At 68.0% G+C, this 13,801-nt stretch carries 15 protein-coding genes; 6 read left to right on the top strand and 9 right to left on the bottom strand.

All coding sequences use genetic code 11. The features are described 5' to 3' along the window. Window positions 1–54: 54 nt before the first annotated feature. Window positions 55–1,410, bottom strand: a complete 1,356-nt coding sequence (locus E3O67_RS07260; protein WP_135102346.1) for an alkaline phosphatase D family protein — start codon at window positions 1,408–1,410, stop codon at window positions 55–57. A gap of 51 nt (window positions 1,411–1,461) precedes the next feature. After that, entirely contained in the window at window positions 1,462–2,304 is an 843-nt protein-coding gene (locus E3O67_RS07255; protein ID WP_134430020.1) for an NAD(P)-dependent oxidoreductase, read from the bottom strand. Between the two features lie 163 nt (window positions 2,305–2,467). Between E3O67_RS07255 and E3O67_RS07250 the strand changes: the two genes are divergently transcribed. Then, the gene (locus E3O67_RS07250; protein WP_135102345.1) at window positions 2,468–3,418 is read left to right on the top strand and encodes an FAD-dependent oxidoreductase; all 951 of its coding nucleotides are present in this window, start codon (window positions 2,468–2,470) and stop codon (window positions 3,416–3,418) included. Window positions 3,419–3,924: 506 nt separating this feature from the next. On the opposite strand, the gene E3O67_RS07245 is transcribed toward E3O67_RS07250, so the two are convergent. Beyond that, window positions 3,925–4,173, bottom strand: a complete 249-nt coding sequence (locus E3O67_RS07245) for a hypothetical protein (RefSeq protein WP_135102344.1) — start codon at window positions 4,171–4,173, stop codon at window positions 3,925–3,927. An 89-nt stretch (window positions 4,174–4,262) separates the two neighbouring features. Here E3O67_RS07245 and E3O67_RS07240 point away from each other — a divergent pair, with 89 nt between their 5' ends. Then, window positions 4,263–4,760, top strand: a complete 498-nt coding sequence (locus E3O67_RS07240; RefSeq protein WP_135102343.1) for a DNA alkylation repair protein — start codon at window positions 4,263–4,265, stop codon at window positions 4,758–4,760. Between the two features lie 6 nt (window positions 4,761–4,766). Here E3O67_RS07240 and E3O67_RS07235 read toward each other — a convergent pair whose 3' ends face one another. After that, window positions 4,767–6,455, bottom strand: a complete 1,689-nt coding sequence (locus E3O67_RS07235) for a long-chain-fatty-acid--CoA ligase (RefSeq protein ID WP_134430006.1) — start codon at window positions 6,453–6,455, stop codon at window positions 4,767–4,769. A gap of 55 nt (window positions 6,456–6,510) precedes the next feature. Here E3O67_RS07235 and E3O67_RS07230 point away from each other — a divergent pair, with 55 nt between their 5' ends. The 3 genes from E3O67_RS07230 to E3O67_RS07220 all read left to right on the top strand — a co-directional run bounded on the left by E3O67_RS07230 (window position 6,511) and on the right by E3O67_RS07220 (window position 10,889). Then, complete coding sequence (locus E3O67_RS07230; RefSeq protein WP_134430003.1) at window positions 6,511–8,322, top strand: DEAD/DEAH box helicase; 1,812 nt, start codon at window positions 6,511–6,513, stop codon at window positions 8,320–8,322. A 124-nt stretch (window positions 8,323–8,446) separates the two neighbouring features. Beyond that, window positions 8,447–8,848, top strand: coding sequence for a VOC family protein (locus tag E3O67_RS07225; protein ID WP_134430000.1), 402 nt, complete (start codon window positions 8,447–8,449; stop codon window positions 8,846–8,848). A gap of 25 nt (window positions 8,849–8,873) precedes the next feature. Continuing rightward, on the top strand, window positions 8,874–10,889 hold the full coding sequence (locus E3O67_RS07220) for a hypothetical protein (RefSeq protein WP_135102342.1): 2,016 nt from the start codon (window positions 8,874–8,876) through the stop codon (window positions 10,887–10,889). A 75-nt stretch (window positions 10,890–10,964) separates the two neighbouring features. On the opposite strand, the gene E3O67_RS07215 is transcribed toward E3O67_RS07220, so the two are convergent. From E3O67_RS07215 to E3O67_RS16900, 3 genes are all read right to left on the bottom strand, one after another. Next, window positions 10,965–11,741, bottom strand: a complete 777-nt coding sequence (locus E3O67_RS07215; RefSeq protein WP_134429994.1) for a sulfite exporter TauE/SafE family protein — start codon at window positions 11,739–11,741, stop codon at window positions 10,965–10,967. Then, window positions 11,738–11,881: a hypothetical protein gene (locus E3O67_RS16905; protein WP_166786974.1), complete on the bottom strand. Its 144-nt coding sequence runs from the start codon at window positions 11,879–11,881 to the stop codon at window positions 11,738–11,740. Before E3O67_RS16905 ends, E3O67_RS07215 begins: the two co-directional genes overlap by 4 nt. A gap of 103 nt (window positions 11,882–11,984) precedes the next feature. Then, window positions 11,985–12,158, bottom strand: a complete 174-nt coding sequence (locus E3O67_RS16900; RefSeq protein ID WP_166786973.1) for a hypothetical protein — start codon at window positions 12,156–12,158, stop codon at window positions 11,985–11,987. Window positions 12,159–12,288: 130 nt separating this feature from the next. Here E3O67_RS16900 and trxA point away from each other — a divergent pair, with 130 nt between their 5' ends. Next, on the top strand, window positions 12,289–12,681 hold the full coding sequence (gene trxA, locus E3O67_RS07210) for a thioredoxin (RefSeq protein ID WP_134429991.1): 393 nt from the start codon (window positions 12,289–12,291) through the stop codon (window positions 12,679–12,681). On the opposite strand, the gene E3O67_RS07205 is transcribed toward trxA, so the two are convergent. After that, the gene (locus E3O67_RS07205) at window positions 12,678–12,812 is read right to left on the bottom strand and encodes a HAMP domain-containing histidine kinase (protein ID WP_135102341.1); all 135 of its coding nucleotides are present in this window, start codon (window positions 12,810–12,812) and stop codon (window positions 12,678–12,680) included. The genes trxA and E3O67_RS07205 overlap by 4 nt on opposite strands. Before the next feature lie 69 nt (window positions 12,813–12,881). After that, the gene (locus E3O67_RS07200; RefSeq protein WP_134429989.1) at window positions 12,882–13,259 is read right to left on the bottom strand and encodes a rhodanese-like domain-containing protein; all 378 of its coding nucleotides are present in this window, start codon (window positions 13,257–13,259) and stop codon (window positions 12,882–12,884) included. Window positions 13,260–13,801: the final 542 nt, after the last annotated feature.

The following is a 13,801-nucleotide window of genomic DNA, read 5'->3' as shown; positions in this document are numbered from 1 at the left end:
AACGCCGCCTCGGTAAGCTCACCCCGATCGAGTTTGAGACAATAAACGTGGCCCTCAAGGCCGCCTGAAACCACTAACCCTTTGAGTCAACTGAACTCGGGGCAGTCCCCCCGACAGGAACGTCACGGTCTGCGGGGCCGCTCCCCGTTTGCCGTCGGCGACGTCGGTGGTGATGGCCGCCACGCTCCGGAAACTCCTCTGGAAAGCGGCCCAGTGCTCGAGGTCGAACGCCTGGCGCAGGCGTTCACCCACGCGGGCGGCAGGCCGGCCCCAGGCACCCTCCGAAATCGCCTCATTCCAGGCCTCCAAATGGTGGAGTCCCGTTGGGAGCAGGAACGGCAGTGACGTCGCCACCACCAGATGCCGGAACCCGCCCTGCATCCGTTCGTCGAACCAAGCCGTCTCCTGCTCGTCCACCAGGGCACGCCGCCGGGGATCGAGTTCGCGCGCCGCGCGCGAGTCAAGGACGATCAACCGGTCATCGCCGAAGTCGCGGCAATAGCTCCACCGGTAGCTGGTCGGCTCCCGGTCGCACCGCTCGGCGAACCCGTCGAGCAGCGAGGAGAGGTCGAGTTCACCGTCGCCGTCATGCGCCGCGATTGCCTGCCACACCTCGTCGCGGGCACGTGCCTCCGGCGAGAGATTCCCAAGGTGCTGGTACACCCAATACGAGGCCAGCCCGGCCACGATCCGGCCGTGCCACCAGGACGTGGCCTCCATCCGTTGCTTCCAGCTCAGCGAGGCGTTCCAGTCGTCGCGCACGTCGTGGTCGTCGAAGATCATCGCGACGGGCACGGTGGACAACAGCCACCGGTTCGCCTCGTCCGACCAGGCCAGGTTGTAGAGGTGCGCATATTCCTCGAAATCCGCCAACTCCTCGCCGGGCGGCTCTCGGATGTCGCGGCGAGCACGAATGAACTCCTGCATCGCCTCACTGGTCAGGTCGGCGTACACCTGGTCGCCGAGGAACAGCAACAGATCGGGCCAGGAGAGGCCCTCGGCGCCCGCAGCCATCTGCAGCGCATAGGCCCGAAGGGCATCCACTCCGTGCGTGCGGGTGCTCTTCTCGTCGTGGGGCACGCTGGTTCGGCACGATCCGAAGGACAGCCGCATTGAAGCGCCCGGCGTCGACGTCGTGATGACGGAGGCCGGGTAGACCGCGTCAGCGGCGGGCCAGACCTCTGACCCGTCGATGGATACGGTGTAGGGAGTGATTGTTCCCGGTTGCAGGCCGTCGACGGATACCAGGGCGTAGTGGTGGCCGTGAACGGCGAAGGTCCGGGCCGTCCACGAGCGGTTTCCGGCGTTGACCGCGACGGATGCCTCGTCCCGGGTCTCGACCCAGATGCTCGCCGAAATCTCGTCCACGTAGCGCAACATGGGACCCAGCACCAGCGGTGTCATCGTCATGCCACCGTTCTACCGCTTGCCCGGTGCGTCGGCTACACGTGGCCACGTCGACTACACGTGGTCGCGCCAGCTGTGCTTGGGCGCGTAGCCGAGCATCCGTCGAGCCTTGTCGATCGAGAGCAAGGTGTCGTTCTCGCCGACCTCACGGAGTTCGACGCCCGGGAAGACCTCGGCCGCCAGCTTGGCATTGGGCCGGCTCATCACCGTGTCGGCGGCGGCGATGATAAACGCCTCGAAGCCCGGCTTCGCGTTCTGCAACGCCCGCAGCACGGCCTGGGCGCCGTCACGACCGTCGATGTAGCCCCACAGGTTCCACTTGCGCAGGGTCGCGTCGGCGTCGAAGGCGGGGAAGGCCGCGTAGTCCTCCGGGTCCTTGACGTTGGAGAAGCGCAGGGCGGTGATGCTCAGCTCCGGATCCCAGCGGGTGAGCTGGATCGCCATCTGCTCCTCGAGGTGCTTGACCAGCGAGTACGTGCTCTCGGGGCGGGCCGGGTACTCCTCGTCCACGGGAATGTAGGGCGGGTCGATGTCGAACGGCAGCCCGAGCACGGTCTCGCTAGAGGCGTAGACCAGCTTCTTGATGCCCGCACGCCGGGCCGCCTGGAACACGTTATAGGTGGAGAGGATGTTGTTGTGGAACGTGGCCACGTCGGGAACCAGGCCGGGCGCCGGGATCGCACCGAGGTGAACGATGGCGTCGAAGCCGCTGTGCCGGTCATCGACACCGAGGACAGCGTCGACGACCTGGCCGTAATCCGTGAGGTCCACGACCACCAGATCGTGGCTGCGAGCACCGTCGCGGTCGAGGTTCAGCACCTCGTGACCTTCGGCGACGAGGTACTTCACGACGGTCCGGCCGAGCTTTCCGCTTCCACCGGTGACAACGATCTTCATGTGGGACTCCTCTGTGTGGGCGGTGCTGCGGGCGGTGCTGCGGGCGGTGCTGCGGGTTCCGTGCCGGGTCTCGGCGATGAGGGCACCAGGACCAAGCGTACGACTGCGCTCGCGGTACACGGCACGTGCCGGCACGTGCGGGCGTGTGCACTAACCTCCTGACATGGAAACGTGGGACGTCGTCGTGGTCGGTGCGGGCGTGTGCGGGCTGACGATCACCCGGAATCTGCAGGATGCCGGTCGTTCGGCTCTCCTCCTCGACAAGGGCTCGCGCCCGGGCGGGCGCCTGACCGGCCGGCCGCTCGGCGGAGTGCTGCTGAACCCATCCGTTGACACGGTTCGTAGCCACGACCCCGAGGTGACGCAGGAGATCATGCTCCGAACGGGCGCCCGGTTCACGCCTGTGACCGAGGGCTGTGAGGACTGGGCTTTCGACCAGCCCGCGGGTGACATCGCCGAGCGGTGGGCGGGTGGCACCACGCTGCGGCGCACGTTCGTCACCCACCTGGTGGTTCAGGAATCAGGGCTCATCCACGTCGTGCCGCATGGCTCGGGAGAACCGATCGGGGGCCGGGCGGTGGTGCTCACCGCGCCGGTTCCGCAGAGCGTCCAGATCCTGCGCGGCAGCGGGCTCTTCGTGGCTCCCGAGCTGCACGAGGTGACCTACGACAAGCGGGCCGTTCTGCTCTGCGTCGTCGACGGTGTCGCCGCCGGTGTCGAAGCGGGGCACCTCGCGGGCCGGTCGGCTCCCGACGGCATCATCGAGACGATTCGGGTCAGGCACCGGGACGATGCCGGGCGGGTATGGCTCGAGGTTTTCGCGACCCCATTGTGGAGCGAAGCGACCTGGGAGGCGGACGCCACGTTCTCACAGGCGGACCTGCTGGCCGCGCTGATCCGGCTGCTGCCCGGCGCGGGCGTCGTGGACTCGGAGTTGAAGCGCTGGCGGTACGCGAATGCGGTGGGTTCGGGGCCTGGTACCACGTTCTACCGCAGCGCGGACCAGCCCGGCATCCTCGTGGCGGGAGACGGTTGTGGGCTGCTCCACGGGCATCCGTCGGGGGTCGCCCGGGCCGTGCGCTCCGGGCTGGACGTGGCCAAGGCACTCGCCTAGCCCCGATCCGGCCCGGTGCTCGAGCCGGTCGAGACCCGGTGCGCCGGCCTTCGGAGGCTCCCACGCCGGCATCCGTTGTCGCCGCCCGGGCCACCCGCGGAGATTTTCGCGACACGCCGCTCAGACAGGCTGGGGTGACCCGGCATTTCGCGAAAATCTCCTCATCTGCGTAGCGACGGATGCGAGTGGCTGGCCGTGTGACGGATGCTCGAAGCCGGCCCTGCAGCGAGCGGCAGGAGAACCTCGGTCACCACTTCGCCACGATCAAGAAGACGCAGGCATCGATGCGCCCGGTGTCGATCACGGCTCGGCACCGGAAATCGGTGCGGGTAATCAGCCTGCAGTGCCGCGACGGGAAACGCACCCTCACCCAGCTGAGAAGAGCAGTGCGCCCCACAGGACCTGCCCGGCCAACAGCGTGGTGCCGAGCGTGACGAGGATGACCTGCACGATCTCCACACGCGCGGCGGCGAGTCCACGCCGGTAGCTGCCGGCGAACGTCGGGGTTACGGCGGCGAGGCGGAGGAGGGCGGAGAAGGCGAGCAGGATGACGACGGCGCCCCGAGGTTCACGGCGGCCAGATCGACGACCCGCGCTTCGGCCTGGGAACCCACCGGCCCACTGGGGAAACCGGCCGTGACCGGCAGCAGCACCAGGGTTGTCCGGGCCAGGACGACCACGGAGACCAGGACCGCCTGTGCGAGCAGGGGGAATGCGGCGGCGAGGTTCACGGCGCAGGCAGGTGAATCGGGCATCCGTCACGGTGTTCTCGGATGCCGTCGTCATGCCCTCAGCGTAACGGCCGGGGTGCGCCGCCGGCCTGTGGAAACGCGAGAATGAAGGGGTGAGTGAGGCCGGGATCTTCGTGGACGCGACGCTGCAGGCCGAGGGGGATCCGTACCGGGCGGCGGCGGAGAAGGAGCGGCTGGGCAGCGATCTGCGGTTCTACGGCGCCTCGGTCGGTGCGGTGCGCGGCACGATCCGGGACGCCGGCCGCCGGCATCCCGGCCTGACGCACGACGAGATCACCGCGTTGAGTTCGGAGCTGTGGGCGATGCCGGTGTTCGAGCGCCGGCTCGCGGCCGTGGTGCTTCTGCAATCGCATGTGCGGGTGCTCGGCAACTCCGACCTGACCCGGATCGAGGGCTTCCTGCGGACCGCCGGCCTGCGCGAGCTGGCCGACCCACTCGCCGTCGACGTGGTGCTTCCGCTGACGAAACGGTTGGATGGGCCGGGCCGCGCCCGGGCAGAGGCCGTGCTCGATCGTTGGGCCGGGGACGGCGATCCGTGGTTGCGCCGGGCCGCCCTGCTCGCGACGGGTCGGCTCGAGCAGGACCTCTGACCGGTCTCAGAGCTCCGGCAGAACCTGCTCGCGCACCTGCTTGCGCAGGATCTTGCCCAGCATCGAGCGGGGCATGTCCTCGATCGTCACGATCCGCCGCGGGATCTTGTACGCGGCGAGGTGCTCACGGCAGTGGGCCCGGAGGGCCTCCTCATCGAGCGCCGCCCCGGGCTTCAGCTCGACCGCCGCGACGACCATCTCCCCGCCGCGTTCGAGAGCCTTGCCGAAGACGGCCGCGTCGACGATATCCGTGTGCAGGCGCAGTGCTGTTTCAACCTCCGAGGGCGAGACGTTGAAGCCGCCGGTGATGACGAGTTCCTTGGCTCGGTCCACGATCGTGGTGAACCCGTCGGCGTCGACGGTCACGATGTCGCCCGTGCGCAGCCAGCCTCCGGGCAGGAGGGCCTTCGCGGTCTCCTCCGGGTTGTTCCAGTAGCCCTGGAAGACCTGCGGGCCCTTCAGGAGCAGTTCGCCGGGCTCGCCCTGCGCCACCAGGGTCGTGGGGTCGTCCAGGTCGACGACCTTCATCAGGGTGGAGGGGAAGGGCACGCCGACGGTGCCGGGTCGGCGGGTGGGGTGGAACGGGTTGCCGAGGGCCACCGGTGACGTCTCCGTCATGCCGTAGCCCTCCACCAGCAGCCCGCCCGACACCGACTCCCACAGTTCCACGACGTGGTCGGGCAGGTTCATCGCGCCCGAGATGCAGTACTTGCAGGAGCGCAGCGAGATTCCGCGCTCTTTCGCGACCACCGCGGTGCGCTCGTAGATCGGCGGCACCGCGCAGTACACCGTCGCGGGCGACTTCTTCATGGCATCGAGGATCAGGTTGGGGTCGAATTTGGGGAACAGCACGAGCAGACCCTGCTTGCGGATGCCGTAGGTCAGGTAGAGGGTCATGCCGAACGCGTGGAACATGGGGAGGATCGCGTAGAAGACCTCCTTGCCGTATTCGGCTCCGTGCATCCATGCCTCGCCCTGCAGGGCGTTGGCGTACAGGTTGAAATGGGTGAGCATGGCGCCCTTGGGCTGGCCCGTGGTGCCCGAGGTGTATTGGAGGGCCGCGAGGTCGTCGACCGACGGGCGGGGATGCTCGGGGTCGATCGGGTCGTGGCTCAGCAGTTCCTTCCACGGGATCGTGCCCGGCGCGGCAGCCGTGAGGGCCTCGCGGGTTTCGCGCAGCTTCTTCACCGGCAGGTGCAGGGCGAGGCGCTTGATGGCCGGGAACGCCAGGAGCAGGTTCACGGAGACGATGTGGTCGATCTCGATGTCGTGCGGGAAGGCGCGAACGGATTCCACGGATTTGTCCCAGGCGATCACGATGCGGGCCTGGTGGTCCTCGAATTGGTGGCGGAGTTCCCGCGAGGTGTACAGCGGGTTGTGCTCGACCACCACGGCGCCCAGGCGCAGCACCGCGTAGAAGGCAACCACGTGCTGGGGACAGTTCGGCAGGATGAGGGCCACTCGGTCGCCCGCACGCACCCCGAGGTGCCGTAGCCCCTCCGCAGCCCGGTCGATCTGGTCGCCGAGCTCGGTGTAGGTGGTGCGGCGCCCGAAGAACTCCAGTGCGGGGTGGTCGCCGGCCTCGAATACGGACCGCTCGAGCATCGCCACGAGCGACTCCGTGGGGAGCTCGATTTCGGCCGGGACACCCGGCTGGTAGTTCTTTACCCAGGGCTGCTGCTGCGTAGTCGACATGGTCTTATCCTCGCGCACGAACGGGGGGCTCTCTCCGATGGATTACCGTTGTAGTATGCACACCCCTGACACCACCTCCACGCAGAGCGAGGCAGATACTGCCCGCGACACGAAAACCTTCGCCGACCTCGGGCTCAATGATGCGATGCTCAAGGCGCTGAAGGACGTCGGGTACGAAACTCCCTCCGCCATCCAGGCTGCCACCATCCCCCCTCTTCTCGCCGGGCGTGACGTCGTCGGCCTCGCCCAGACCGGAACCGGTAAGACGGCCGCGTTCGCGCTGCCCATCCTCGCGCGCCTCGACATGGCGCAGAAGTCCCCGCAGGCACTCGTACTCTCCCCCACCCGCGAACTCGCCCTCCAGGTCTGTGAGGCCTTCGAGAAGTACGGCGCCCACATGCGCGGCGTGCACGTTCTGCCCGTCTACGGCGGACAGGGCTACGGCGTCCAGCTTTCCGCCCTGCGCCGCGGCGTGCACATCGTGGTCGGTACCCCCGGTCGCATCATGGACCACCTCGAAAAGGGCACCCTCGACCTGTCCCAGCTGAAGTACCTGGTGCTCGACGAGGCCGACGAGATGCTCAAGATGGGCTTCGCCGAAGACGTCGAGACGATCCTCGCCGACACCCCGGATGACAAGCAGGTCGCCCTGTTCTCGGCGACCATGCCGCCTCAGATTCGACGGATCTCCAAGAAGTACCTGAACGACCCCGAAGAGATCACGATCAAGAACAAGACCACGACCTCCGCGAACACGACCCAGCGCTACCTGATGGTGTCGTACCCGCAGAAGGTCGACGCGCTCACCCGCATCCTCGAGGTCGAAAACTTCGAGGGCATGATCGTCTTCACCCGCACCAAGAACGAGACCGAGCTGCTCGCCGAGAAGCTGCGCGCACGTGGCTACTCCGCCGCCGCCATCAACGGCGATGTGGCCCAGGTGCAGCGCGAGCGCACCGTCAACCAGCTGAAATCCGGCAAGCTGGACATCCTGGTCGCAACGGATGTCGCCGCGCGCGGCCTCGACGTCGACCGCATCAGCCATGTCGTCAACTACGACATCCCGATCGACACCGAATCGTACGTGCACCGCATCGGCCGCACCGGCCGCGCCGGCCGCAGCGGCGCAGCGATCAGCTTCGTCACGCCGCGCGAGCGCCACCTGCTCAACGCCATCGAGCGGGCGACCCGCCAGCCGCTGACGCAGATGCAGCTGCCGAGCTTCGAGGACGTCAACGTCACCCGACTGGCACGCTTCGACGATGCCATCACCGAGGCCCTCGGCCAGGCCGAACGGATCAGCGCCTTCCGCGACATCATCGGTCACTACGTCGAGCACCACGACGTTCCCGAATCGGATGTCGCGGCGGCCTTGGCCGTCGTCGCCCAGGGCGAGACTCCCCTGCTGCTCACCCAGGCGGATGCCCGCGCGCAGCGGCCCGAGCGCGCCGACCGCGGCGACCGTGCCGAACGTGCCCGCGCGGACGCCGGTCGCGGCGACCGCCGTGACGACCGCAGCGAACGCGGCGAACGCGTCGAGCGGGTGGAACGCCGCCCCCGCGACAACAACCGGGCGATGGCCTCGTACCGCATCGAGGTCGGCAAGCGCCACAAGGTGGAGCCACGCCAAATCGTCGGCGCACTCGCCAACGAGGGTGGCCTGAGCCGTGAAGACTTCGGTCACATCCAGATCAACCCGGAATACTCGCTCGTCGAGCTGCCGGCCGACATGCCCGGCGACGTTCTGGGCCGTCTGGAGAACACGCGCATCAGCGGCAAGCTGATCGAGATCCGCGCCGACGGTGGCGGCCCCGTGCGCCGCGAGGGTCGCACCGAGCGCCCGCCGCGCCAGCCACGCAGCTACTAGGACCACACACCGGCACAGCCCGGGGAGCATCCGCTCCCCGGGCTGTGCCATGGGGCTATGCGACTCCGGTGCAGCGTGCAATCGTCGTAGACGAACCGAATGGTTCCTGACGAAGGAGACTGCTATGTTCACCAGTTCCGAGGCCTTCAGCTCGTTCTCCGTGGACGACATCGACGAGGCGAAAAATTTCTACGGCGAGACCCTTGGTCTCGATGTGCAGGACGGCATGATGGGCAATCTGGAGATTCGGCTCGGCAACGGCGTGCGGCTGTTCATTTACGCCAAGCCCGACCACGTGCCCGCGTCGTTCACCGTTCTCAACTTCGTGACGGATGACGTCGAGAAGACGGTCGACGAGCTCAACGCCCGCGGTGTGACCACGAAGATCTACGGCGACGAGGTTCTGGCCGACATGCCGCCCAACGATGCGAAGGGCATCATGCGCGGCGACGAGAACCGGGCCGAAATCGCCTGGTTCAAGGATCCGGCCGCCAATGTGCTCGCCGTAGTCGCGGCATCCGTGTAACGGGGACTCACGGCGGGAGATTGTCATGCAATCTGCAGTTGAGAGTCTGGAGGTCACCTGGGCCGAACGCTGGTCCGAGTCCTGGGACGATTTCTTCTCGAGTTGGCTGGCGCCGTTGGGAGCCCTTGCCTGGGCGATCCTCGTGTCGGCGGTGGCGGCTCTCGTTCTGGCCCGGCTCCTGGCGTTCCTGCCGGTGATGTGGAGCGGCGAGCCCAGCCGGCACACGACCGACCGGTTGAGAGGGTGGGGCCTGGGTCTCATCCTCGGCGGATCGGCGGCGATCGTCCTGTTCGCGGGCGGCCCCGGCGCCGTCTGGCTGCTGGCCGTCGCCGGGGCGGTGGTGATCGTCGCCGGGATCGTCGGCCTGTCTCGCGGCCTGGCGACAAGCCGCAGACTTTCCGTTGAGGTGCGTGATGAGGCCGGTCAACCCGCCGCAATGCACACCAGGAATGTCCTGGTCCTCCTGACGACGCTCGCCGGGAGCCGACCTCGGGGACTGCACTTCGCCATCGGGAGTGATGTCGATTCCCTCTCCGATTTCGCGCTCTCCGGCGTTGCTCCGGGCCGACTGGCGTCGGCGCTGCAGGCCGCGGCGAGATTCGTCGCCGGAGGCACTCCCTGGTGCCTGTCCGTGGACGCCACCGACCGGGACAATCTCGCGGTGAGCATATCCCGCCACGGCCGAAAGCTGCACGCGGGGGTGATCAACCGTTCCGACCTGGGATTGACCGCGGCCGGCTCCGGCGACCAGGCCGTCGACCTGGACAAATTCGTGGCGGCCTTTGCACTGATCGCGCTGTCCTCGAGCTATCCGGATGTCGCGGGGCTGGCCGGCACGACATCCTGGCGGTCTCTGGGCCTGCACTTCGTGGCCTCCACGGAACTCCGTGACGATGACGACGATTCTCGGGCCATCGCTATCCTGGGCCATGCCGTCGATCTGGACCCCGGCAATCACCCGGCCGGCCTCATGCTGCAGTACCGCCGGAACCGCTACGTCACCGAGTTCGACGCACTCCGCCGCTACGCGGACTGGCTCAGCGCCGAGGCGGCGCACCTCGAGGCGGAACACTCCCCCACCCGGAATGCAGACTACGCGTTGCACTACCAACGTGTGCTCCTGAACTACGTTGTCACCGTGGTGAACCTCGTCGCCATCGGCGGACACGGACCTGACCCGAGCACCGGCCCGGATGCGAGCCGCGCGCGGGATCGAGCGCTGCAGCTCGTGCGCCTGATCGATGCCCGCACGGGAGAGAAGGAGGGCGAGCGGGCGGGCGGGAGCGGTGAACTCCCTCTGCTGGAGCAAAAGATGCGTCTGGTGGCCGCCACCGGCTACGTCGCGCTGGGCGGGTCAGCGGACCTCCTGGAGGTCGGCAGCCGACTCACCGAGGCAGCCATCTCGGCGTCGCCGTGGGTGCGCTACGATCTGGGCTGCATGCACTACGCCCAGAGCGAGGAGCAGACGAACCCGGAGCGCCGGAAGGAACTGGAGGAGCTCGCTCTGGAGCACCTCGAGTACGCGATGATCGCTCCGCGGCCTCGCTCGTTCGTCTGGAAGGACCCGATGCTCGTCCGGCTGCATGCCGATTCCCGTTTCCAGAAGCTGGCCCGCAGCCCTCGCCCCGATTTCTGGGATCTGGAGCCGCTCCGGCCGTATCGCCGGCAATTCGCCGCCTTGGGGATCACCAGCCCGCTTCGTCTGTCGACCTTCGCCGGAAGCAGGGCGGAACTCGGCGACTACCTGGGGTCCGGCCGGCTACGGACCCTGGCCCTGCTGGGCGTCTCCGAACTGGCGAACCGCACCGAGGTTCTCTCCCTGCTGCCCTGGGCCGAGGAACTGCTCAGCCGGTACAAGGTCGAGCTCGTGTCCGAAATCGTCGAGGAGGGCATTCTCGGCTCCGCGGAACTCGGCAACCTGACTGAGCAGGAGCGTGACCTGCTGAGCACCAAGGTCTTCCGATCACTGGAGCACCGGTACGGGTTTGAGGGGTTCGACTTCCTGCGGGTTGCCGGGTGGGTCGACTCCCTGGTGCCCTGACCGCCCCAGCGGCCCGGGCCCGGCCAGGTGCGCAACTCGGTGAGCATTCCCGAAATGTGAGCATTCCCGAAATTCTCAGGACTCGACCAGCACGATCACGGCCTGCACGGCCACGTAGACCGCGATGATCAGAACGAGAACGGCGAATCCGCGTTTCAGCACCGAGTCGGACAGTCCGCGGGCGAGCCGGCCGGCGATCAGTGACGCCGCCATGGCCGTCGCGGCGAATGCACCGGTCACCGCCCAGTCGATCTGCACGTCACCCAGGTGCGCGGTGAACCCGGCGATCGAGTTGATGACGATGATGACCAGAGAGGTTCCCACGGTCACGCTCATGGGCAGGCCGAGTACGAGGGTGAGCGCGGGCACGATGAGGAAGCCTCCGCCGACGCCGAGCAGCCCGGTCAGGAAACCGACCACCGCGCCGGTGGCGAGCGCGCGGGGCAGGCAGCTGCGCCACCTCACTCCCCCGCCGGGGAGAGCGCAGGGGCCGCCGCCACCCCGGATCGGCATCAGCATGCGGATGCCGGCGATCACCATGATCACGGCGAAGGCCAGGAGCAGAATCCCCGGGTCGAGCAGCCGGTTGACCATGGTGCCGAGGAAGGCGGTCGCCACCCCGGCGGAGCCGACGATCAGGGCCAGCCGCCAGTTGACGCCGCGACGAATCCGCGGGAGCACGGCGACGGCGGAGGCCGCTCCGACCACGATCAGGGAGGTGGGGATCGCCTCCTCCAATGGCAGCCCGACCCCGTAGACGAGGGCCGGCACGGCGATGATCGCCCCGCCGCCGCCGACCATGCCCAGCAGCGACCCGACGACGAGCCCCAGGGCGAGTGCGGCAATGATCACGGTTGGGCAGGCAGAACGGTGGGCAGCCGCTGCGCGGTCCACTCGAGCATGCCGTCGTGAAGCTCGGGGGTTGCCCGAACGTCGACAATCTGAGCCTCGGCCAGGCGGCTGAAGACCTGCTGCGGGGTGAGTTCCATCATGGGTGCCTTTCCAGGGACAGACTAGGGCGGAATCGAGCCCACAGAACCAGGAGGAGTCGGGTCAGCGCCACGGCGCATGCGTAGTTCGCTTCCCCGTCATGGGTTAGTCGGTCAACTCGGCCAGGCTGAGTCCGGCGGTCGCGGCCTCGTCGAGGTACCCGTCGACGTGCCCGACCTCACGGCCGGCGCGCTGCAGCAGGCTCCCCGCCCACGCGCGGGGAGGAGACGCCCGGGGCACCCGGGGCCAGGGCGTGCGGCTCGGTGCCGATGGCGGCATTGGGCGCGCCGGGGCCCTGCGTGTTCGCAGGGGCCGTGTGCGAGTAGTAAGAGGGGGCACGCGGTGAGGTTTGCGATCAGGCAACCTGCGACGCTTGACCCTAATACCCCATGGGGTATATTCTGGACTCATGGCCACCATTGACACCACCGAGAAAACCCTCGACCAGACGATCACCGACAACTCCATCGTGCTGGTGGACTTCTGGGCGGCGTGGTGCGGCCCGTGCCGCATGTTCGCGCCCACCTTCACCGCCGCGTCCGAGAAGCACCCCGACATCGTGTTCGCCAAGGTCGACACCGAAGCCGAGCAGAGCCTGGCCGCGGCCGCGGGCATCCGTTCCATTCCGACGCTGATGGCCTTCCGCGACAAGGTGCTCGTCTTCTCCCAGCCCGGCGCCCTGAACGCCTCCTCCCTGGAAGAGGTCATCACCGCCGTGCGGAGCCTCGATATGGACGAGGTGCACGCCGGCATCGCCGCCCGCCAGGCCGCCCGCCAGGCCGCCGACCAGGCGTCTGCCTAACCGGCCTCGAGCGGCAGCCGGATCGTGATCACGGCTCCCGCGCCCGGAGCGGATATCGCCTGGATCGTCCCACCGTGGCTGCCGACGATTTCCCGCACCAGGGCCCGGATGCTACCGCTCCCGTTCTCCATGCACTCTCCACACGCTCCACACGCTCCCAAGGCTGCGGGTGGTGCACGCCAGCGCGGGAGGTGCGGGCATTACGGGGTGGTGACGATTGGGAGACCGGTGGAGACGGTGGCAGCGGACATGGCACCGGCATCCGTCACCGAAGTGAATCCGAGATCGCCCATCCGGGCCACGGCTGCTGCCGACCGGCTGCCCGACCGGCAGTACACGACGTAGTCGCCGTCGGTCGGCAATGCGGACACCTGACTGTCGAAGTCGGATGCCTGCACGTCGATGTTCATCGCGCCGTCGAGGTGACCGGCGGCGTACTCCCCCGGGGTGCGCACGTCGATCACGACGGAGTCGGCAGAAACGGACGGCCGCGCCGCCGGGGCCGCCGGCGCGGAGCAGGCGGTGAGGCCGAACAGGGCGGCACCGGCCAGGACGAGTGCTGCGACGAGGTTCTTCATGCCTAGTTGCAGGTGCAGCGCTGAGCGGGCGGAACATCGGCCATGACGCTGTCGACGTGCTCGCCGCAGCCGGTCCAGGTGATCTTGCCGCAGCGGTTACAACGAATGGGACTGCACATGGGTGACTCCTTCTCGGTTCAATGTAGATCCCAATATACCCCCTAGGGTATCAAAAGCGCCAGCGCGGACCTCCTCCGAAACTCTCCTCTCCCGAGGTTCCTCCCCTGGGGTTCCTCCCCTCCCGGGGTCCCTCCTCCCCGTGGTTCCTCCTCCCCGTGGTTCCTCCTCCCCGTGGTTCCTCCTCCCCGTGGTTCCTCCTCCCCGTGGTTCCTCCTCCCCGTGGTTCCTCCTCCCCGTGGTTCCTCCTCCCCGGGGTTCCTCCTCCCCGGGGTTCCTCCTCCCCGGGGTTCCTCCTCCCCGGGCCGGGAGCCCCTGCTCCCACGACCTCTGCTCAGCCGCCGCGGACCAATTCGACGGAGATTTTCCGATTTTCGGCCTGTTTGGGCCCGAAACCGGGCTCCAGAGCCAAAATCTCCGTCGAA

The sequence above is a fragment of the Cryobacterium sp. TMT3-29-2 genome, from assembly GCF_004564305.1.
Classification (GTDB): domain Bacteria; phylum Actinomycetota; class Actinomycetes; order Actinomycetales; family Microbacteriaceae; genus Cryobacterium; species Cryobacterium sinapicolor.
The sequence above is the reverse complement of the archived record's forward strand: the minus strand, read 5'-3'. Positions and strand labels throughout refer to the sequence as shown.

Excerpts from the sequence above, each read along its gene's own strand:
- E3O67_RS07205 (WP_135102341.1), bottom strand. The coding sequence starts at position 12,812 with ATGGAGAACGGGAGCGGTAGCATCCGGGCCCTGGTGCGGGAAATCGTC.
- E3O67_RS07230 (WP_134430003.1), top strand. The coding sequence starts at position 6,511 with ATGCACACCCCTGACACCACCTCCACGCAGAGCGAGGCAGATACTGCC.
- trxA (WP_134429991.1), top strand. The coding sequence starts at position 12,289 with ATGGCCACCATTGACACCACCGAGAAAACCCTCGACCAGACGATCACC.
- E3O67_RS07250 (WP_135102345.1), top strand. The coding sequence starts at position 2,468 with ATGGAAACGTGGGACGTCGTCGTGGTCGGTGCGGGCGTGTGCGGGCTG.
- E3O67_RS07260 (WP_135102346.1), bottom strand. The coding sequence starts at position 1,410 with ATGACGATGACACCGCTGGTGCTGGGTCCCATGTTGCGCTACGTGGAC.
- E3O67_RS16905 (WP_166786974.1), bottom strand. The coding sequence starts at position 11,881 with ATGATGGAACTCACCCCGCAGCAGGTCTTCAGCCGCCTGGCCGAGGCT.
- E3O67_RS07220 (WP_135102342.1), top strand. The coding sequence starts at position 8,874 with ATGCAATCTGCAGTTGAGAGTCTGGAGGTCACCTGGGCCGAACGCTGG.
- E3O67_RS07235 (WP_134430006.1), bottom strand. The coding sequence starts at position 6,455 with ATGTCGACTACGCAGCAGCAGCCCTGGGTAAAGAACTACCAGCCGGGT.
- E3O67_RS07200 (WP_134429989.1), bottom strand. The coding sequence starts at position 13,259 with ATGAAGAACCTCGTCGCAGCACTCGTCCTGGCCGGTGCCGCCCTGTTC.
- E3O67_RS07245 (WP_135102344.1), bottom strand. The coding sequence starts at position 4,173 with ATGCCCGATTCACCTGCCTGCGCCGTGAACCTCGCCGCCGCATTCCCC.
- E3O67_RS16900 (WP_166786973.1), bottom strand. The coding sequence starts at position 12,158 with ATGCCGCCATCGGCACCGAGCCGCACGCCCTGGCCCCGGGTGCCCCGG.
- E3O67_RS07255 (WP_134430020.1), bottom strand. The coding sequence starts at position 2,304 with ATGAAGATCGTTGTCACCGGTGGAAGCGGAAAGCTCGGCCGGACCGTC.
- E3O67_RS07225 (WP_134430000.1), top strand. The coding sequence starts at position 8,447 with ATGTTCACCAGTTCCGAGGCCTTCAGCTCGTTCTCCGTGGACGACATC.